The sequence below is a fragment of the Citrobacter sp. Cb080 genome (assembly GCF_030334745.1).
Taxonomy (GTDB): Bacteria; Pseudomonadota; Gammaproteobacteria; order Enterobacterales; family Enterobacteriaceae; genus Citrobacter; species Citrobacter braakii.
Genome location: NZ_JAOWDG010000055.1, coordinates 14,217 through 32,342, shown reverse-complemented (window position 1 = coordinate 32,342; position 18,126 = coordinate 14,217). Strand labels below are relative to the sequence as shown.

At 47.9% G+C, this 18,126-nt stretch carries 15 protein-coding genes and 1 pseudogene; 4 read left to right on the top strand and 12 right to left on the bottom strand.

The window, feature by feature from the left end:
* Positions 1-814: 814 nt before the first annotated feature.
* The 3 genes from OGV38_RS09970 to OGV38_RS09960 form a co-directional block, all read right to left on the bottom strand.
* Positions 815-1,669 carry a hypothetical protein gene (locus OGV38_RS09970; protein ID WP_286473248.1) on the bottom strand — a complete coding sequence of 285 codons (855 nt, stop codon included), beginning with the start codon at positions 1,667-1,669 and terminating at the stop codon, positions 815-817.
* Between the two features lie 98 nt (positions 1,670-1,767).
* On the bottom strand, positions 1,768-2,226 hold the full coding sequence (locus OGV38_RS09965) for a hypothetical protein (protein ID WP_102601662.1): 459 nt from the start codon (positions 2,224-2,226) through the stop codon (positions 1,768-1,770).
* 1 nt (position 2,227) lies between these two features.
* On the bottom strand, positions 2,228-2,425 hold the full coding sequence (locus OGV38_RS09960) for a helix-turn-helix transcriptional regulator (RefSeq protein ID WP_016248781.1): 198 nt from the start codon (positions 2,423-2,425) through the stop codon (positions 2,228-2,230).
* A 223-nt stretch (positions 2,426-2,648) separates the two neighbouring features.
* Here OGV38_RS09960 and OGV38_RS09955 point away from each other — a divergent pair, with 223 nt between their 5' ends.
* Positions 2,649-3,263: a hypothetical protein gene (locus OGV38_RS09955; RefSeq protein WP_016248782.1), complete on the top strand. Its 615-nt coding sequence runs from the start codon at positions 2,649-2,651 to the stop codon at positions 3,261-3,263.
* Here OGV38_RS09955 and OGV38_RS09950 read toward each other — a convergent pair.
* From OGV38_RS09950 to OGV38_RS09930, 5 genes are all read right to left on the bottom strand, one after another.
* A complete protein-coding gene (locus OGV38_RS09950; RefSeq protein ID WP_102601661.1) occupies positions 3,250-4,179 on the bottom strand; it encodes a tyrosine-type recombinase/integrase in 930 nt (309 codons plus the stop codon). The two genes, OGV38_RS09955 and OGV38_RS09950, sit on opposite strands and share 14 nt — an antisense overlap.
* 46 nt (positions 4,180-4,225) lie before the next feature.
* A complete protein-coding gene (locus OGV38_RS09945; protein ID WP_102601660.1) occupies positions 4,226-4,678 on the bottom strand; it encodes a JAB domain-containing protein in 453 nt (150 codons plus the stop codon).
* Between the two features lies 1 nt (position 4,679).
* Positions 4,680-5,141 (bottom strand): hypothetical protein, encoded by a 462-nt coding sequence (locus tag OGV38_RS09940; RefSeq protein ID WP_353622393.1) that lies wholly within the window; start codon positions 5,139-5,141, stop codon positions 4,680-4,682.
* 120 nt (positions 5,142-5,261) lie between these two features.
* Positions 5,262-5,654, bottom strand: a complete 393-nt coding sequence (locus tag OGV38_RS09935; protein ID WP_102601659.1) for a DUF2787 family protein — start codon at positions 5,652-5,654, stop codon at positions 5,262-5,264.
* Between the two features lie 269 nt (positions 5,655-5,923).
* The gene (locus OGV38_RS09930) at positions 5,924-6,298 is read right to left on the bottom strand and encodes a helix-turn-helix domain-containing protein (RefSeq protein ID WP_039695432.1); all 375 of its coding nucleotides are present in this window, start codon (positions 6,296-6,298) and stop codon (positions 5,924-5,926) included.
* A 190-nt stretch (positions 6,299-6,488) separates the two neighbouring features.
* On the opposite strand from OGV38_RS09930, the gene OGV38_RS09925 reads away from it, so the two are divergent.
* From OGV38_RS09925 to OGV38_RS09915, 3 genes are read left to right on the top strand one after another with little or no spacing between them, the layout of a single operon-like run.
* On the top strand, positions 6,489-7,016 hold the full coding sequence (locus OGV38_RS09925) for a hypothetical protein (RefSeq protein WP_102601658.1): 528 nt from the start codon (positions 6,489-6,491) through the stop codon (positions 7,014-7,016).
* Between the two features lie 14 nt (positions 7,017-7,030).
* On the top strand, positions 7,031-7,390 hold the full coding sequence (locus OGV38_RS09920; RefSeq protein ID WP_102601657.1) for an acyl-CoA dehydrogenase: 360 nt from the start codon (positions 7,031-7,033) through the stop codon (positions 7,388-7,390).
* Between the two features lie 35 nt (positions 7,391-7,425).
* Positions 7,426-7,761 (top strand): hypothetical protein, encoded by a 336-nt coding sequence (locus OGV38_RS09915; protein WP_102601656.1) that lies wholly within the window; start codon positions 7,426-7,428, stop codon positions 7,759-7,761.
* A gap of 255 nt (positions 7,762-8,016) precedes the next feature.
* On the opposite strand, the pseudogene OGV38_RS09910 reads toward OGV38_RS09915, so the two are convergent.
* From OGV38_RS09910 to OGV38_RS09895, 4 genes and pseudogenes are all read right to left on the bottom strand, one after another.
* Positions 8,017-8,139, bottom strand: a pseudogene (locus OGV38_RS09910) (IS3 family transposase); the annotation flags it as partial.
* A gap of 81 nt (positions 8,140-8,220) precedes the next feature.
* Complete coding sequence (locus OGV38_RS09905; RefSeq protein WP_102601655.1) at positions 8,221-9,369, bottom strand: PD-(D/E)XK nuclease family protein; 1,149 nt, start codon at positions 9,367-9,369, stop codon at positions 8,221-8,223.
* A gap of 4 nt (positions 9,370-9,373) precedes the next feature.
* Positions 9,374-15,325, bottom strand: a complete 5,952-nt coding sequence (locus OGV38_RS09900) for a DEAD/DEAH box helicase (RefSeq protein ID WP_316416966.1) — start codon at positions 15,323-15,325, stop codon at positions 9,374-9,376.
* 14 nt (positions 15,326-15,339) lie between these two features.
* Positions 15,340-18,120: a kinetochore protein gene (locus OGV38_RS09895; protein WP_102601653.1), complete on the bottom strand. Its 2,781-nt coding sequence runs from the start codon at positions 18,118-18,120 to the stop codon at positions 15,340-15,342.
* Positions 18,121-18,126: the final 6 nt, after the last annotated feature.

Below are 18,126 nucleotides of genomic sequence, written 5' to 3'. Positions count from 1 at the left end.
CTCCGGATATCCCGGACAGTGCATATAGTCCACCCATCATCGTCTGCCTCCAGCCATATATGGGCCAGGAACCGACGCAATATCTGCCGACGGGTGACAGCCCATTGCGTATCCCCTACGACACAATTCGTTATTTCAGTAATACGGTCATAAACCCACTTAGGGATCTTCACTGGATAATCCTTTTCAGTATTCACGGTCCCGCTCAGAAGCGGTGTCGTTGCATTAGCCATTACGCGGACTCTTACGCAGGCCTTTACGTTTACCATTCCACCAGTTTTTAAGTCGGGCAATTTGAAAGTCAAAACCCCGGTTGCGAGGATGGGCTCCGCCCATGATTTGCTCCACTCCGGTCGCAAATCTTTTCCCCTGTTCAGGCTGACGCCTTCCCTCACTCGCTGCGCTCGTTCGCCGTATCGTTTAATGACATGAGAAGGGGATGAAGCCTCCGTTATGCTGCGTGTCCCCAGGCTCTCCGTTGCGCTCAATGGCAATGGTGCTCGCTGACCGCTCCCCCCATTGTGTGTATAATATTCACTGGCAGAAACGCAGAAAGCCCTCGCAGATGCGCTAACTCGTCAGTTGATGACAAAGATCGGGTGCGCAGATGCATCCGTAAGACCCTGCAGAAAACAGACGGTTACGTTAAAATCGGAACAGTTGGAATTTTAAAGTGCATCAACGCCATCAAAATCACTGGCCAGCTCTACAGTTTTACAACTACAAAATTGCAGTGGTCGCCGGTGTTATTCGTCGTTCCACTGCAATTTGATCAACAGCAAAAATGCATTGTAGTTGCTGCATTACCGGTAGATCAGTGCACTTTCCCTGGAGGTTGCCCAAACGAAAAAGAAACAATATTTGTTCCGAGTGAGTCCAGGGCAAGCAGATTTTTTAACAGTGTCCGGCCTTTCAATGGTGCTACTCTGGACTTAACAAGAGCGTCTTTATCAGTCAGTGTATAATCCGTTGTGTGCCAGGCGGGATCTAGGGCGCATGAAAGCAGCCTCGCGGGGTCTTTATACCTGAGCCAGATCACCGGCGTGTTGACAGTCGACGAATCAATGAATGCCCCACCACTTCGCGACATATGCGCTTTTAGCCCCTTAATCAACGTACTGTCATTGGGCAGGAACAAACACAACTGTGGAACCCAGAAAATACGCGCTTCTGGGCCATCAGGCATATGGCGCATCATACTAAAGGTGCCTATGGCCTGACCGGCGTACCCCAGGCGGTTAAGTACCCGGCTTATCCTCTGCTTATAACGACCAATTTGCGTCCTGAGCGCATCGGTGTTCTTCCATGGCGGCGGAGTTTGCGTATCCTTGTTGAAAAACAAGACCACTCCCACGTATTCTGCTGAATTCCCCGGCAGGACAGGCAACATCGCCAGTTGCGCCAGAATGCGTTCCCGCTGGCAATGCGGGCATATAAGACTGTTGCATGGAGATCCGTTTCTACACTGCCTGAGTTTTTGGGCAATAACTTCATAGCAGCGATTGCTGCCTTTCAATTTATTCAACAAATGAATAAGACGCTGCAGTTCATGCTCGCTTTCCTGCTGCGTAATAATAGTGGGGAATGCTTTACTTAAAATCTCAAGCGTTGACGGTGCGTGGCGAATGTAATCCGGATCTGATGTTCTGAAGAAATAAGAATCATTCATTTAATATTCCTGGCTGTATTGATTGATTACCCTGCCACCAAAATGCAGCTGCAGGGTAATATGTCAGTTTTCACCATGTAGAAATGGCTATCCACCGATTATTTCAGCATGCCATCCCCATGCCTTTCGACTAACTTTTTTGCATCCCAGTGAAAAGAAGAAGACTCATTACTGGAGTTTAAAAAATCCAGATACAATGTAGGTAGCTTATTTATAGTATGTTTCCCGCCGATATCTATCCCCTGAAAATGTAATTGCTGAGCTACAGTGCAATATACGCAGGCCCTGCTCCCGCAGGGAATGTATTTGCAACGCTCAAGAATCAGCGCCAGTTTACCGTATACATTCCACAGGCCGTCGTTTCCTGTACAATCCCGCTTAAGGGCAACGGATACCATATATGCCGATGCATCGTTAAGTTTACTTATCCGAACCTCCTGCTCATTTAACACATAAGCTATCTCAGATTTTGATAATCCAACCTGTTTCACCATAGCTTCAAACCAGGGGACTAATTTTTTTCCCGCAGAACTTGTTTTCGATTTTATCTCTTTCATTTTATTCTCCCGCCTGCATACGATTGTTAACCCAGTTATTGATATCACTCTCCAGCCAACCCACCGCCCGGCCACTGTCGCCCGTTAGCTTCTTTGACAAAGGAAAGACTCCTTTCGAGATGAGTCGGTACAACGTCGCCGACGAGATCCCCGTCAGATGAAGAACCTCTTTTTTACGCAAAATACGGTTGGTGTTCATGCTTGTGCTCCTTTGAGCTGTTTCAGGAGCGGGGTTATTTACAACCACCAAAAAACGCAAGGATTCACTCAACGATGCCTTCGTTGAGCACTTTAAGGGCATCTTTAATGTGGATGTCATTCGAGATCATCTATTTCTGTCTCCAAAACGGTCATATAAAGAAGCAATTTTCACTGAGGCTCAATGGTGATATTTTGTACAAAATGCTCTCATGGAGGTGACTATGATTGGTAACCAAAGCAACAAGGCTGACGCCAGATGCCACCGGGAACGGAAAAGCAGTAACGAGGTCTTTGAATTTCTGGAGAAGAAGCTCTATCTGGGGCGGGATACCCGGCAAAAGCTGGCACTGATTGCCCGGAAACTGACGGGAGCGGGTTTTAGCCCGGATAAATTCGCTGCAGAGAAAGCGGCGGATGTGCTGAGTGCCTGCGTGAACCACATGTTTAATGACCTGCTCAATGAGGGAGAGCTAAACGGGATTTATAGGTCGGAGGAACACCCCATGATAGTCCCGGCCAGGTCCCCTAAGGCACTGGAAATCTACACTGTTTACCAGCTTGTAAAAGGTCGTTTTGACAAGCTTCATACGGGGGAGTCAGATCGTGAGAAATATGCTTCGGTAGCAGAAAAACTTAATGAGTATGGAATATGGAAACCCCGGTTAAAACGACTCTCTGACGGTAAAGAATGGGCGCGTGAGGATGTTGCGTGGGTACTTCAGCCTGAAAATATCAATGCACTGATTAACGTCCAGAATCAAAAGTACGCGCGGTTGAGTGCTGAAGATAAAACTAAAGCCGCGTCTGGAAACGGCTCAAAAGCTAAAAACACCTGATGCGTTTGCTGGCGCTGACTTTCATGCTCTCACCACGACAGTCATAGCGGGTTGTCGTGGATATGTCGCTGTGGCCTGCCAGTTGGCGGACGGTGTTGATATCCACGCCCTGCTCCAGTAAACGGGTGATGAAGGTGCGCCGCATGTCATGTGGGGTGAAACGTGCAATACCTGACGTCTGCTGTAAATCAGCCAGGATACCCGTTAACCCGGTCGTAGTCAGCGGCTGGCTTGCGACCTTACCGTTGCGCTGAATTCGACTGAACAGTGCGCTGTGAGCCTCGTCTGCGCCAACTTTCAGCCATGCGCGGATAGCCTTATCCACTGCATCCGCCACGTGAATTTCACGGTATTTACGCCCCTTTCCCTGTCTGACCTTGAGAACACCATTGTCATAGTCCCGGCGCTCAAGTTTAACCAGTTCCCCGGCCCGCAGGCCTGTTCCGCAAAGTGTCAGCACTATAGCGACATCACGGTAGCGCCGTACATGCTGCGGATGCTGTTTAGCGGCCTGAATCAGCGCCCGGATTTCCTGCCTGTCTAATGCCCTTCCCTTCCTCTGGATATCGCCACTTACGCGCTTCACTGATCGGATACGGGCCAGCGTTTCGGCATCCATGCAATTGAGGTTAAAGGCCGTCTGCGCCACACCCCGGAGTGCTGACAACGCCATGTTGACCGATGACACGGCGTAACCGTCATCCAGCAGTGCCGCACGTACTTTAGCGACGGCGGCGTAGTTGAGTTGTTCCCACGGGTGATTGTTTGCGCCAGTACCGCGTTTAAGTATGCTGGCGCTGCGGTTTAACAGGCTAGTTATACCCCGCCGCCCCGAGGGTGCCAGACCGCCAATATACGCATCAAACACGGTAGTCTTCACCACTGGCGCGACCTGAAGCAACGTAGTCCTGCTCATGCTCGTAACCCGCAATAACGTACATTAAACCAGGTAACTTTCAGCATCACACCAGCCCCCGTTCAGCCATCGACACCGTTTCAGTCCCGGCGACGATTAAGTGGTCAAGCAACCGCACATCCAGCATTTCCAGCAGCTCCTGAAACTTTTTAGTCAACTTGATATCGCAACGGCTGGGCTCAGGCTCGCCGCTGGGATGGTTGTGGACAAGGATGATTGCGGCGGCATTATGTTTCAGTACACGCTTAATAACTTCACGGGGGTGAACGCTGACCGAGTTTAACGTACCCCTGAACAGGATTTCCTTGTGCAGCAGCTGATTCTGATTATCGAGCAGGATGATGCCAAACTCTTCATGTTCAAGCGGTGCCAGCTCAACCATTACGCACCGTCGAACGTCATCAGGGGAACAGAGCTGAACCCCACGCTGGTAATACCGGCTGATAATGTCACGCGCCTGGTCAAGGATACGGGTTTCACGTTGGGTAAATAGGGTCATTTCAGAACTCCCGTTCAATGAAGTAAATGGCGTCAGGAAACAGCTGGCGGCGGGTTACGCCAGTACGCAGGGAGAATGTTTTGCGGGGCATGGTGGCTCGCCCGTTGCTGTCAAAGAAGCAGAGCGTTTCTTCATCTATTTTGACCAGAAGGGACCAGTGAAACTGGTCGCTGAGCATAATCAGGCGGAAGTGGTCAGTGACGTCAAGAAACCGCTGCATTTCCCTGAAAAGTCGCCCGTCTGATAACCCTCGCTTCCCTGCAAAGGGTCTGGTAATTTGAACCGGGAACTGGCGGCTGTAATACCCTTTCTGCAATACCTGAGCTATCAGCCAGTCTAAACGGTCTTCTTCAATCCCTTCAGTCAGCCATTCATGCAAGGGCCAACGCTGCTGATAAGCCTGAATAAGCCGGTTCATTAACGGGCGTCGTTTCACCCTGCCGTCATACAGCCAGCTCAGCATATTAACCATGCAATAAGCACCGCAAAGACAGTCCAGTTCGCCCTGTTGAGACGCACGTATCCCTCTGTCAGTAGTCACAGATAATTCTCCATGTCAGTAGTGATAATTAGTGCGGCAGGATTAGCTTTCCCAGAGAACGGTAATAGTGTAGATGTTCATAGCGTGATACTGAATAAAGTTGGATTGCCAGAGTTCAAATAGCTCCCTTCCGGCGTTAACAGGCAGATCACCAACATGAGCAAGAAAAACATATTGCTGACTCCAGCTGATATCAATTTCCTTTTCCAGTTCGGGGTATACCGTCCCCATATAACTGAAGTCGGTGATGTAATCAAAATACCATTTATCATTGCGTGAAATAAGACGTATTTCGACAGGATGGTAACCGCCCTTTTCAGCGCTGTAGCTTAGGTCTTTAAATAACAGGCTGACGGCTGTAATTTTTGCTTTATGCGGCGGTGAATTTCCCGCTTCATTTAATATTATATTTATTAATTCCTGATCGACGGGCATAGCTAACCCTTCCTGATGGATAACACTCATCGTTTTTATTCCGGCAAATATGCATTTGAATTGATGATACAAACCAATAATTGGCCATTGCCCATACTGACTGTTTAGACGATAGGCGCCCTCCCATCAGGATGGGATAATAAAATGAAATACTAAGTTGGCAATTAGTTTGTATCAGCTACTGGACAATATGACACTATCCAGCAATGTTATTTTACCAGCGCCATGCTTTTAATGCAAATAATTTCACTCAGGAACTAATTTGGTTGTTATTTTATAAACTCATCTAAAAACATAATTAAGCTTTTCCTCTTAGTGTTATCTAGCTTATTCCAGACTTGTTCGAGACGTTGTTTTAATTCAACGTCAAGCCCAGTGGCGTAGTTAATCGGGATATCAGAAACATTTAAATCCTCCATACAATCAATAAAGAACCAACTGATTGGAGTTTTTAAAGCAACAGCAATTTTGACTAAATGAGCAATATTGATCTTATTCGTTCCGCGTTCATAGCGGGAAAGTTGTTGTTGAGAGATATCGATAGTCTCTGCAAGATCGGCAGCGGTTAGCCCTGCTTCTTTACGTCTGGCCTGAATACGCTGTCCTACCAGCTTATCAGCTGAATCTGCCATCAGTTTAACCATCATTTTATCTCCAGAACGTCCATAAGAGGAATTCTGGGGCTTTTTTACTCTTGCATGAACATCACTAATGGACATAAAATTTATGTTTACGTCCTTTATGGACAAAAGCAACTACAACCGATCAACCAGACTGGATTGAAAGCCCCATCTGTTGAGCAGCAGAGCAAAGGTGGACAAAAAGGAGAACATTGTGGCAACCACCATTACTGAGATAACGGATTGCTTTGAGTACTTTTTCAGCTCTCTTTACCGGCGAGAATTTGTCAAAACACTGCGTCTGAATGAATGTAGCGAGCGGGAATTACTGCCATTAGTGCGCTGCTATCTACTCGGTTGGTTTGCAGATAATGTCTCACCGGAAGTCAAAAGCAAGCTACCTGGCAGCGTCTCAGGTCATGGCTATATTGACTTTGTGATTGATGATGTAGCCGTTGAGTTTGCAGTACGTAAACCAACTGCGGCACGTTCCAATGTCTCCGCGACCGTCAACAGTACAGAAGTTAAGAAATTGATGAAGCATGACGGCAAAGCCTTGCTTGTGCTGTTTGACTTCTCTGACACGCCCTATTCAGAAGAACAGATCGAATCTTTCCGTAACTGGCCCTCTCTGGGTCGGGGGAATCACCGTAAATCAGCTTTCAACGTTGTGTATTTCTTTGTGGAAAAACGCAGACCTCTGGCACTAGGGAAAATCACCAAAAACATTCGTATCAACTAACAAGGAATTTAATGATGGAAAGAACATTTGTTGCGTTATTACTGGCAGGCGTTGCCCTTCCGACAATCGCTGCTCAGTACTCCAAACCCGGCGCTGTTTTAGCCTTGAAACCAAGTAATAGTAATGCGGAGTTCAGTATAAGTGCATCAGTCAGGGATGGCTCAGGGACCTGCAATATGGAGGGGACAGCACAACAAATAGCTGCTGGCGAGAATCAGAAGCACCGTTGGGTTTGGAATGATAGTTCCAGCCAGTGTGTTGCAGTGTTCAGTGAAATGAATAATGGGAAAGCCGGCGTTATGACGCGTAGTTGTGAAGGATACTGCGGTGCTTCTGCGTCGGGTTTAATGGATGGCCAATACAACAAAAAATAACAAGACAACAACTTTGAATTGAAGGAAAACAATAAATGAAAGTAAACATGCTTCTGGTGTTGATTGCAGCGGGTTTAATGGTCGGTTGCGGTGATAAGACGCCCAAATGCAACAGTGATGATGCCAAGAATCTGGTCGTTGATATAGCGAGGAAAACGATAGAGAAAGGAATGACGTTGGATAAGGATGTCCGAATTTCTGTCGATAATGTCAGGACTTTAAGTCATGAGCCAGGTCTTGAAGTTTATCAGTGTGCTGCTGATCTAACTTTCGCCAAACCAAACATGAAAGACTCGTTGCCAATTTCGTATCGGATACAGAAAACAGAGGATGGCAAGGGACAATTTTATATAAATGTGTATGGTTTATGATAGTTAAACGGCAAAGGATGCCAGTCGACAAGAAGAGGATTTTTTTTAGAATTTGACCGGTGGATGGGATTGATTCAGATTGGCACAACAGCCGAAGACATTCATGCTACACATTAGTAATGTTAGGGACTGTGACAAATCAATGACCGCCGCCGTTGTTCCGACGCGCTAACTTAATTGACTCTATATGTGCGCTCCGTGCCATATGCAGACATTAAAAAGAATCGCATGTATTAATCAAAAGGGAGCAGGTCACAGGCTGAGCTCACGGGCAGCGGCAGCGATACCAATACGCTCAGCCAGTTTCAGGGCTTCATCGAGGAATTAGGGTATGTACTGCTTATGGGTCATTTTGCTGGTCGATGCTGGTTTTGTCATGAGTAATCACCGCTGGCTGAGCGTCAATATATTACGGGTAAGACCATCGAGCGTTGTTTAAGGTAAGCGTTTTCCCCAGGTCTAATTCTCTCCTTCACTCTGCCAGTGAAACTGAAACGCCGATCTTCTTGTATCCTGCATATTGATGACGTAGAAGTTGCGGGGAAAATACTCTATTGGTGTCTCACTGAAGGTGTTTAATCCGTACAATGCAATTTGTTTTCCTATTATTTCCGTTGGATCTGGGATGGTGCTGGAAGGCACACGAAAGACCTTAACAACTGAATTATCGGGTAGCAGGATCTTCAGCGTAAGAAGATGATCGTCACTTTCCGCATCAAGTAATTTTCCACTAATATCGATTCCGCCATGCTGATGATCAGAAAGAGACAGTTGCATCTGCTTGCGTAGCTTTTCTGTCCAGGCAGGGCACGAGCAACGGCAGGAACAATGGGAGCAGTACGTGCCTGGACAAGCCAACTCATATACTGAAAGTGGGATATTCCGTGGCAAAAGTCGATTAATATTTTTGATAATCGTAGTGACCCGTTCAATCAGGTCTGTATTCAGTACCCCTTCCCAACTATCACGGCTCCCCGTCAGAACTAACCCAATGTTCATATCAGGTGCTCGCTCTCTTACCATTATGCCATAGGCCGCAATCTGTAACAGGTTAGTTTCTTTCGGCTGGTTTAGTTCGTCTGTTACCTTTCCGGTTTTCAAATCAACTACGTTTAACCGATCGGGTCGCTCCTGATATATGAGGTCGGCCCGCCCATGCATATCGAAAACATTGCTGGTCAGCATAACCTCCCGGCCAACGGGTAATGTTTTTTCGTGTGCAGGGCCCCCTTTTACGAAAACAGGTGGCATAAGCGATCTGACGTAGCGGATCTGGGTAACAAGCATTTGGCGTGATACCAGCCCGGCAACGCCTTGACGGTCATATATCCAGTTTGCTACCGGCCCGGCACGTCTATTGGCTGTCAGCTCGATCGAAAAATCATTTTCCAGTTGCCTGAGGGTATAATTCCCAAAAGCGGCCTCCCTGCGTATCACTGAATTGACCCGTTGATGTATTACCTGGCCCAGAATCACTCCCGGGTGCAGCGGTAAACGAGCGTAAGAATGAGCTTCACTTTCCAGCAGGTATTTCGCCGGGCAAACGGCGAAATAACCCAACAAGGAAGGAAGCACCGGACGAGTACGCGATAGCGTCATTTCATTCATTGCATTAACACTCCTGAGATGAGGACGCCTGAGTCCGTAATTTCGCCATTTCAGTCCCCATGCGGCGGGACAACGCAAAAGTATTCGTCGCGTCTACGTCCACCTCATATGAAAATGCCTCAAGTTCGGGGTTTGCAGCAAATGCAGCATCGGGATCCCAGAATGGATGTAGTACGGCGGCCCACCGCCCGTCACCGGTGCGAATCACGGGTATATTCCCCATTACTTTTACGTCACTGTCGCTGTATAGCGAAGCGGCCTCTTTAGCTAATCGTAGGGCATTTTCCGGCCAGTCAGACACGCCCGGAGATGTAAAATCACCGTTCAGCCCGGCGTTATAGGTTTGATCCAGAAGAAGTTGAATAACATCCAGTCCCAGACGCCAGTCCAGCAACCCGTGATACGGCTGGTTTCCGTATCGGTGCAGGCAGTGATAACATCCTTGAAAGCATCGTTCGCGATGATCGGATTGCAGGAACTCAGCCAGCGGGTAAGCCGTTTTGTTATTTAAAATCTTCTTCATGACCTCAAGTATAATGAGAGAACCGGATGCGTCCTTCTGCTGCAGCCGTTCACATAACCCTGAACCATTAACCAGACGATCGGCCATTTGCAGAACTGGTACCGACTTACCGTTTTTCAGCATTTGAACGCGGGGTTCCAGAATTTCAATTTCTTCAGGATCAATATCCAATAGCTCTTTTGATGCATAGTTAACAATGATAAAAGACGCCGAGAGCGCAGCAGCTCTGAATGCCGGAGTTAGAGTGGAATACTGTAGCCGGAGACCCAGCGGGGTTTGGGCAACCATCAGCGCAAGTAGATCAGTCACTTTAGGCGCGGCAAGATAAAATGTGTTTCGGGTTTCTCCCCGATCGTTAAAGCGTTTTTTAACTAACAGGTCGCCCTCAATAATTTGACTATCCATCCAAACCCGGTTAGCCCAAAGCGGCTGGTAGGTCCCCTGCTTTCTGAAAGGGACCGTTAGGCTCCCCTGTGTTGCGCTGAAACCACGCCATGTTTTATCGGTATAAATTCCCCGATTCAGGCGGTGCAGACATGTCTGCGGCTGAAGCTGTATCGCCACATTAACGTCAGGCTCTGGCGTGGCAGAAAAAGTGTAGGCTTCTGCAATTGATACACGACTGGCCGTGGTCAGGATCTGATCAAAATCCTCTTTGGCCGATTTTGGCTCCAGCGTGGTGATAAATCCATAAGGAACATAGCATTGATAGCGCTCTGCCTTATCCATAACGGCACCGCAGATAGTACATTCGGTGGCCAGAGAGTTTGCCGGAGCCCAGATGTTGCACACCGGACAGGCGGTCATTGTTCTGAGTTCACCCGGTTCGCAGGCATTTGAATAAAATGATCGTGGATTTTTTCTGCTCTGTTTAAGCAGTCCACTATAACCTGCTGTAAAGTAGCGTCGTTTATCCTGAACCAGAATTTTTCCGGGGGCAAATTCCTGTATCGCAATATCCAGATCGCGGTCCATGCTGGCGAATTCGATTTCTTTTTCACCTGTGCTGACTGGCCTTGTCAGCAAAAGGCGTGATCGGGTCGGCATGCCATACATTGGGAATTTACCGTGTTCCGCCAATGCTTCTGCCAGTCCTTTCGCCTCCATCGCGCTGTCGTTCAGTACGGCGTTGATATCCTGAATCAGCTGTTCCGGCGTCAAAGGCTGAATAATTTTCTGGGACAAATGGGGGTTTTGCTGTGTGCTGGTCCGGGCAAATTCATCGCGCGCCAGGATGGTTGCTTCGATAGCCTGCCGGATTTTTGGCAGCCAGTCCGTTTGGTTTTCTTTCAGCCAGTGCACCGGGAAAAACTCACCATGGTTATCAGGGACGTGTGCGTAGTCGTCAACCGGCCATGGGTGATCGGCTTTTTCCGTTTGCTGCCTTAACCATTTGAATGCCGACACCAGCCAGATTTTTCGTACCAGTCTCTGGCAGATCATTTCCAGCTTTGTGGTCAGAAACGGTGGCGGAGGGAGATCGCCAGTAATTTTTTCCGGGTGGCGGAAGTAGAACAGATCGTGGCTCTTGCTGCGACACGCGGTTAAGACGAATGAAAACGCCTGTCCACGTCGTCCGGCACGTCCGACACGCTGTTGATAATTAAAGCGCTGTGGTGGCATGTTGGCCTGAAAGACCGCGCGTAAATCACCGATATCAACGCCCACTTCCATGGTGGTGGTTACGGAAAGCACATCGACCACGCGAGCTGCCCGGTCAAGGTCTCTATCGGGCGCAAAATCTTTCATTCCTTCCGGTAAAATATCATCGTCGTCGGCAATCAGAATACCTTTAAACCGGCGTAGCCTTGCCGCCGGATTTTCGGTCATTCCAGTCAGTTCCTCTGAGCGCATCCTGTGAGTACCAGAAGAATGTGAGAGACGTTTGCCGAGATAGTGTTGCATCTGGAGCGTTTTTGCCTCACTGCACGGCGTTTCTGGTAAAGGAGAGTAGCAGCGAGTACAGATTCCCGCGCCGGTGTGCATGTGTATACGCCCACAGCGGGAGCAGCGCCAGACGCGATCTGTAGGTTCCGCCAGGCGAAAATGCATTTTACCAATATCAATAATACCGCCCTGATGACCCGCCAGCTCTAGTCGCCGGAGAAAACTATCAATTAAAGATAAAGGCTCGCCTCCTGAACACTGGCATATCTCCTGTGTAAAACGGTACAGGCGGTTTCTACGATTGACATCACGCGCTGAACTCCATGGAGTTTCTGTCTTTGTATATTGTGAAGGGGTAACCCGGTATGCGTCCGCCAACACACGAAACATTGCGTCATAAATCGCGAGATGTTCCCGTGAGTCGTTTCCGGTAATGGGAAGGCAGGGATAACCCCAACCGGACTCTTCCAGCGCGAAGTAGGTTTTACTGAATACGCTTTCCCCCACCAGCCGTTTCAGATCGCGTGAAATCTCCTGTCGTGCCACAAGCAGGTTGTCTTCATAGGATGGAAGCGCCTTCCAGCACCACTCCCCCTGCGTGTTCTTTTCAAAGAGTTGTTGCCATGCAAAGGTCAGCGTGCCTTCTTCATGTTTTTCTGGATCGGGAACAGGCGCGATGCCAGTACGATCGGAAGGGTGAATACCTGCATCTACCTGCGCCCTTAACAGCGGGCCAAGCGGTTGACCTGCATCCGGTGATTCAGGTTCGAGGATTTCACGCAGAGGTATGCTGTCAGATTCAGGCTTTGATAATAACCCTCTGATTTTCTTTCGTTCATCAGCAAGTTGATCCAATTCATCCTCTTCCTCATCCGACCTTACGCTGAGGTTAACTAGTGTTTTGTTCCGGTTCTCTATCTCTGCCTGGCGTATTTTTAGTTGGTTATGGGACGGTTTATCAGCCGCAATAGTCTGTAGCGAATGGACAACAATTTCTCGTCTGACGTCGTCATGGTGACCCGATTCCAGATCGAGCGCCGCCCTTGCGGCATCTTGACGACTGTCTGAAAACGTTACCAGTTGCTCACGGTTACCCGATCGCTGTAGTTCCGCCATTAGCGAGCTGGCCAGTAGTTGTGTCGTTTTCGAAAAACCGACGCGAAAGCTACGGATTGGGGAGAGCTTACCTTTGCCGTATTTATAGGACGTACCACACGCCGGACACTGAAAAGGTAGCGCCGTTCCCGGTGACTGGCTGGATGACTGGCCTCTTTCCGAGGAGGCAAATTCACCGGGTTTGACGTAATAGAACCAGCCCGCTATATGGTTTTCCGGTAGCGGTTTTAAGAGCGATACTGGGTGTTGAATAGTGGCGGTAAATGGATCGTAGCTGGCTTTTACCCAAGTACCAAAAGTATTGTCATTATCGCTGTTTAGCTCCTCATTTCCTTTCGGCCAGAAACGTTCGACAACAGGCATAAATAGCGCGTATTCTTCAGCAGATCGGCGTTCTACCATGACTGATTTTGCGTGTTCGGGCAGTTGTTCCGTATCAGGGTCGTTGGGTAAAAGTTCAATTCGACTTTCTGAACCGGAAAAGACCGAAGGTTTACCCCCCCAAAAGAGATTACCGCAACATTCACAATAGAGTAATTCGACACGCCGCGATTTTTTATCTTTGCCGTAACGTAAGCCGGACTCCACGGTAAGATCGCCAAAATATCTTTGATTAATTTCTTGCGCAGATGCAGCGCTAGGGATGGGCAATGGCGCGACATATAACCCCTCAAGAGCGCGCAAAAAAGCATGAGCGCGGAAACGTGGCGCACCGATATCATCAGGAAAGGCATGTGAAAACCATTGCGGCCAATCTCCCTCAGTCGAACGTAACCAGATTAATGCCTGGAGCGCTTTGTCACTATGGGGTTGGGCGTTAAAAAGGCGTGAACTAAGCATTTTGATTGACGTAGCTCTCGGAGAATGATCGTCCGTATAGCAGCCACTTTCAAGCAGGTTGCCCGCCTGTAAAACGACACGTTGCGCTAGTTGTTCTGTAGAGGCTTCACTGGCTGTCATTTCCATGCTGCGGGCGACATTCTGCCAGTGTTGTAATGAGGTAAGTGGTGCTTGCTGTAACTGAAGCACTGCGTGATAAAACGCCTCCAGATCCCCCTGGAAAAGAGACATATTGCCCGGGGGAAGGGTGTCACCTTTAATAATACATTCTCTCCAGTCGCTGGAAGAGGCACCTGCGGGTAATCCCCGCTGACCGAACATCCCCCATAAATATTCGACGCTTTGATCACCTTCAGCACCTTCAACGGGTAAAGAGGCGCTGGAGGCCAGAATGCGCAATTTGTGTCGGTGTTTTTCCTGATCCAGCCCCAGCCGGTTGATCAAATGTTTAAGCAAGTAGCTGACTTCAGTACCAGCGGTTCCTCGCTGTAGATGAAGTTCGTCAAGAATAAGATAAAAATAGGCATCAGGATCGCGCTCAATCCACTGTCGGGTTTGCTCAAAAATAGGATCGTCCACCTCGCGAACCAGCATCGTTGAGAGCATGCTGGTGTTGGTGATCAGAATATCGGGCGGTGTCTTTTGCATTTCCCAGCGGCTGAGAACCTCTCCGCCAGCGGTTCGGGGGAAATTAAACGATAATTCGTTATCCTTGTCCTGCTGCGCTTGTCGTACCGCCTCCTGATGGGTCTCTTCCGTTAATTGCATATATTCACGCAGCTCAGTGATTTTTTTAGCCACGCGCTTTTTCTCATTTTTTTCTTCACTGAGTCGGGGATGTTTAAGCCAGCCAGTTACTTTAGTTGCGCTGGTATAACGGCCAAAGAAGATCCGGTTGCCGCCGAAATGCGTATCCATGACATCATGAGCTTCGCTGGAATCCAGCGCCCGTCGCATACGTACCAGTTGATCCTCTACCAAGGCATTCATCGGGTAGAGGATCAGCGCGCGTACCGCTTTCGGACGAGCAGCGGCTTCATGCTCGCGCATGAAGCTGGGCTGTTTATCCGCTACCTTATGCCACCACGGTTGCCAGCACTTCAACACCGGGCTTTGCGGCCAGCCGGTAGCTTCTTTTGCGATCTGTGCCAGAACAGGCAGTAAAAATGATTCGGTTTTACCGGAACCGGTCCCGGAGGTGACAATACCCGGTTTCCCTGGCTGTACCCCTCTTTTCAGCATGTCCAGTTGATGGGTATAAAGATTAAAACGTCCCTTAGTTGAATCCGTTTTATTGTGGGGCAGAAGTCCACCTAAACAGAGGTCGATGAATGCCGCCCTTTGTTGCGCATTAAACCCTGGCAACCATGTCTGGCCATAAGCATCATTTCGTAATTCGCTGATAGTTAAGCCATAATGCTGATATCGGGGCATCGGTTCAAGAAATAGATCGGCACATAATGTCCCTTGCTGTTCCAGTAACGCTCGCCGTTCAGACTGTATGTCTGATGAATCAATACGGAAGGCTGTTTCAAGGTATGAAATATAAAAATCTCTTATTGATTCAAATGTTTCCAGTGGATTATTCATTATTATTCCTTTGCTTATAACTGGAAAAGGTGCTCAAGTACGCTTGCCGATTCACCGCTAGTCATTTCCTGAACATATGGCCCTAATTCCGGTGCAAGAATGTCAATCGTGGTCGCAATATCTTGTGTTGTACTACGACCGAGACCGTAAGCCAGACGGGCAACGGCTTGCGCTTGTTCATCAGGAAGTAAAGAGAGTAGCGCTGCTTTTAGTGCTTCCCATGGCGCACAAGCCGGGTGTTCTGGCTGGTGGTTGTCCACATAGATTGTCTGCCATAGTTCTGGGGCAATACGAGAAGGCGTGATGTCAGTATTTTGCTCAAATGGCCGTTCATCCGACCATATATTCTCTGCCAGAAACAGAGGTAACTGGTAAGCAAGAGGAGCCTGTAATGGAAACGTGCTTTTCCCGGTGGTGAATGTGAGTAAAAAAAGTATTGGGTGCCGGATGGGCAAATGTCGCAAAGCCTGTCGCCGATCCGTCCAACTGCATGCGGCAGAATGGGGAGTTCTGAATAAACACTCGTGGAGTTCGGGGAGCAGCGTTTCTGGCGGAGTACGGTTAAAACCACGCAATTCAATAATGCTCGCCAGCCCTGCCTCTTGTTGTTGGGTCAAAAAATCGCCCAGTGTCATGGTATGAGTATCGCCGGATAAGCGGATCAGCGTGGGGGAGTTCATTAAATCGCTGAAGCTAAAATGATCGCTATGTACCGATACTTCCCCCCAAACATTACCAGCTAAAAGGTTCGCTAATGAAGCGATAGTCTGTTTTGTCTGTTTTCCCATCAATCCGATCGCGGGTGTAATACTCGCAGTGGCAATCAGGCTGGATAATAAAGATTCACTTAGTCCCGTTGCCTGTGCCTGTTTTTCGATAGCCAATGATAGTTGATGCTTGCGAGTCAGGATGCTCACCTCTGCTAATGGGAAATTAGAATTTACTGATTCGGCTACAGGTTCTGGTGTTATCCGTTGTTGGACAGGTTGTTCCTGCGCTGTTTCATTTTTGATAATCGCCCGCAGTAGCGCTGTCTGGGCTAGCGTTTCCACTCCCGCTTGAGATGCGGCTTCGAAGGTCTTTTTAATCCGTTGTTCCAGCTCATTTTCTTGCTGACGTAGTGCTTTATTAATTCGATCGGTCTCTTTTTTCAGTTTTTTCTTCTGATCGGCTATTACATTTTCAAGCTGTATTTTCTTTTCAGATAATACCATTATTGATTGTTTAATCTGATACTGTTCGTCTTCGTAACGAGTCAGTATTTCCTGTTTCTCAATATTAATTTGCGCCTCAACCTCAGGTAAAGCCAGTAACTGTTGAGTCGTATCATTAAGAAAGGATCTTGTATCTGCTATCTGTTCCAGATGAGATACTGCACGAAGATAGGATGCCTCATTATCAGATTCATGTTCAGCAATAAAATGGGTTAAGTTTTGTAGCTGCCCTTTACTGAATTGAGGGAAGTCTTTTGCTGAATCAGTTCGTTTAAGCAGGCGTTTGATCCACGTAGTAGCTTCAGCACAATCATACTTTTCACTTACCTGAGGGAGTTCAGTGATCACCGTGAGGGCATGAGAACCAAGTAATGTCTGAGGAACCTGACGATAACTCTCCAGCGGCATATCAAAGTCATATTTTTTAGGATCAGACAAGTCACCCGGTAATCTCAGGGATACTCCATCACTTAGCTGAAAAATGACCGACGTATCGTTTTGCGGTTGGTAGCTGGTGAGTAACCACTCTCTGACAGTATCAGGTTCATCAGAGGCATGAGGCAGCGCGACGACAGGATAAACGCGCGACAGGTAGTCAGTAATGACATACTGCGCGGGTTTATCAGACGGCTGATATCGGGCTTTCCATATTGCAATTTCACCCCGAGTAAATTTTTTGCTGAAATGATTCTCAAAACCAATGGCTTCACCACCATGAGGGAAAAGATCTTTTACCAGTTCCTCCGGGAGGTCTCGTAGGTTGCCATTAATTAACAGACTAATCGGCGTAACAAAAAAAGCGCCGGACGCGGTTAACGCTAACACTTTTCCAATGAACATAACTTCGTCCATCGAACTGTCGATTTCTTTGGAAACAACGGGAGGAGCCTGTATTACACTGGTACCATCCATTTTTTTAAGGTCGTGACTGGCTTCAAACTGATCGATAAGTTCACCCAATTTTCGCGCCAGCGGTAAAGAATGTTCTGATAGCTTTGTCCGCCATCGATTATCGGCTGTACGCGTTCCCCTAAGAGCGTCAACCAATCCCCCAACAAACAGTGGAATAGTGCGCTCTGGCATAGAAATTTCTTTACCCTGACTAATTAAGGCACATTGTTCAATGTCTTCGTCAGTGAAATTAATTGTCAAGGAGTCAGAAACACCATGTTGGGGTAAATCAATTTCTTCACCATTCAGGAATTTCGTTATAATTTCAGGGCAGTCAGAAGAGATATAGAATCCCAGAATGGTGCGCCATAACGGTTTACAGAGTTCAATATCTTCTGCATTACTTTCTGCTTCTAACAGATCTCTAAGAACAATTTGTGGGTCATTTTGTTCAGAAAACGTTAAATTTTCACGAAGCCAATCAGACACAACAGGTTTGGCCTTAGGTGGTAACGTACGGAGAAAATGTAACCTTTTCTCCGGTCCTTTCGGTAAATTATCCGCTTTAGCGCCATTTCTGGTGAGTCTTTGCTTGCACTCTTGCAAGCATCTGATCAATTCATGAGATTCTGTACCGAAGTAGTACATTTGGCCCAGCCGGTCGCTGATAATATTTTTCTTTTTAGCCATCTTAAA

Bases quoted from the DNA above. Each gene is read 5' to 3' on its own strand.
- OGV38_RS09970 (WP_286473248.1), bottom strand. From the start codon at position 1,669: ATGAATGATTCTTATTTCTTCAGAACATCAGATCCGGATTACATTCGC.
- OGV38_RS09965 (WP_102601662.1), bottom strand. From the start codon at position 2,226: ATGAAAGAGATAAAATCGAAAACAAGTTCTGCGGGAAAAAAATTAGTC.
- OGV38_RS09960 (WP_016248781.1), bottom strand. From the start codon at position 2,425: ATGAACACCAACCGTATTTTGCGTAAAAAAGAGGTTCTTCATCTGACG.
- OGV38_RS09955 (WP_016248782.1), top strand. From the start codon at position 2,649: ATGATTGGTAACCAAAGCAACAAGGCTGACGCCAGATGCCACCGGGAA.
- OGV38_RS09950 (WP_102601661.1), bottom strand. From the start codon at position 4,179: ATGAGCAGGACTACGTTGCTTCAGGTCGCGCCAGTGGTGAAGACTACC.
- OGV38_RS09945 (WP_102601660.1), bottom strand. From the start codon at position 4,678: ATGACCCTATTTACCCAACGTGAAACCCGTATCCTTGACCAGGCGCGT.
- OGV38_RS09940 (WP_353622393.1), bottom strand. From the start codon at position 5,141: ATGCTGAGCTGGCTGTATGACGGCAGGGTGAAACGACGCCCGTTAATG.
- OGV38_RS09935 (WP_102601659.1), bottom strand. From the start codon at position 5,654: ATGCCCGTCGATCAGGAATTAATAAATATAATATTAAATGAAGCGGGA.
- OGV38_RS09930 (WP_039695432.1), bottom strand. From the start codon at position 6,298: ATGGTTAAACTGATGGCAGATTCAGCTGATAAGCTGGTAGGACAGCGT.
- OGV38_RS09920 (WP_102601657.1), top strand. From the start codon at position 7,031: ATGGAAAGAACATTTGTTGCGTTATTACTGGCAGGCGTTGCCCTTCCG.
- OGV38_RS09915 (WP_102601656.1), top strand. From the start codon at position 7,426: ATGAAAGTAAACATGCTTCTGGTGTTGATTGCAGCGGGTTTAATGGTC.
- OGV38_RS09905 (WP_102601655.1), bottom strand. From the start codon at position 9,369: ATGAATGAAATGACGCTATCGCGTACTCGTCCGGTGCTTCCTTCCTTG.
- OGV38_RS09900 (WP_316416966.1), bottom strand. From the start codon at position 15,325: ATGAATAATCCACTGGAAACATTTGAATCAATAAGAGATTTTTATATT.
- OGV38_RS09895 (WP_102601653.1), bottom strand. From the start codon at position 18,120: ATGGCTAAAAAGAAAAATATTATCAGCGACCGGCTGGGCCAAATGTAC.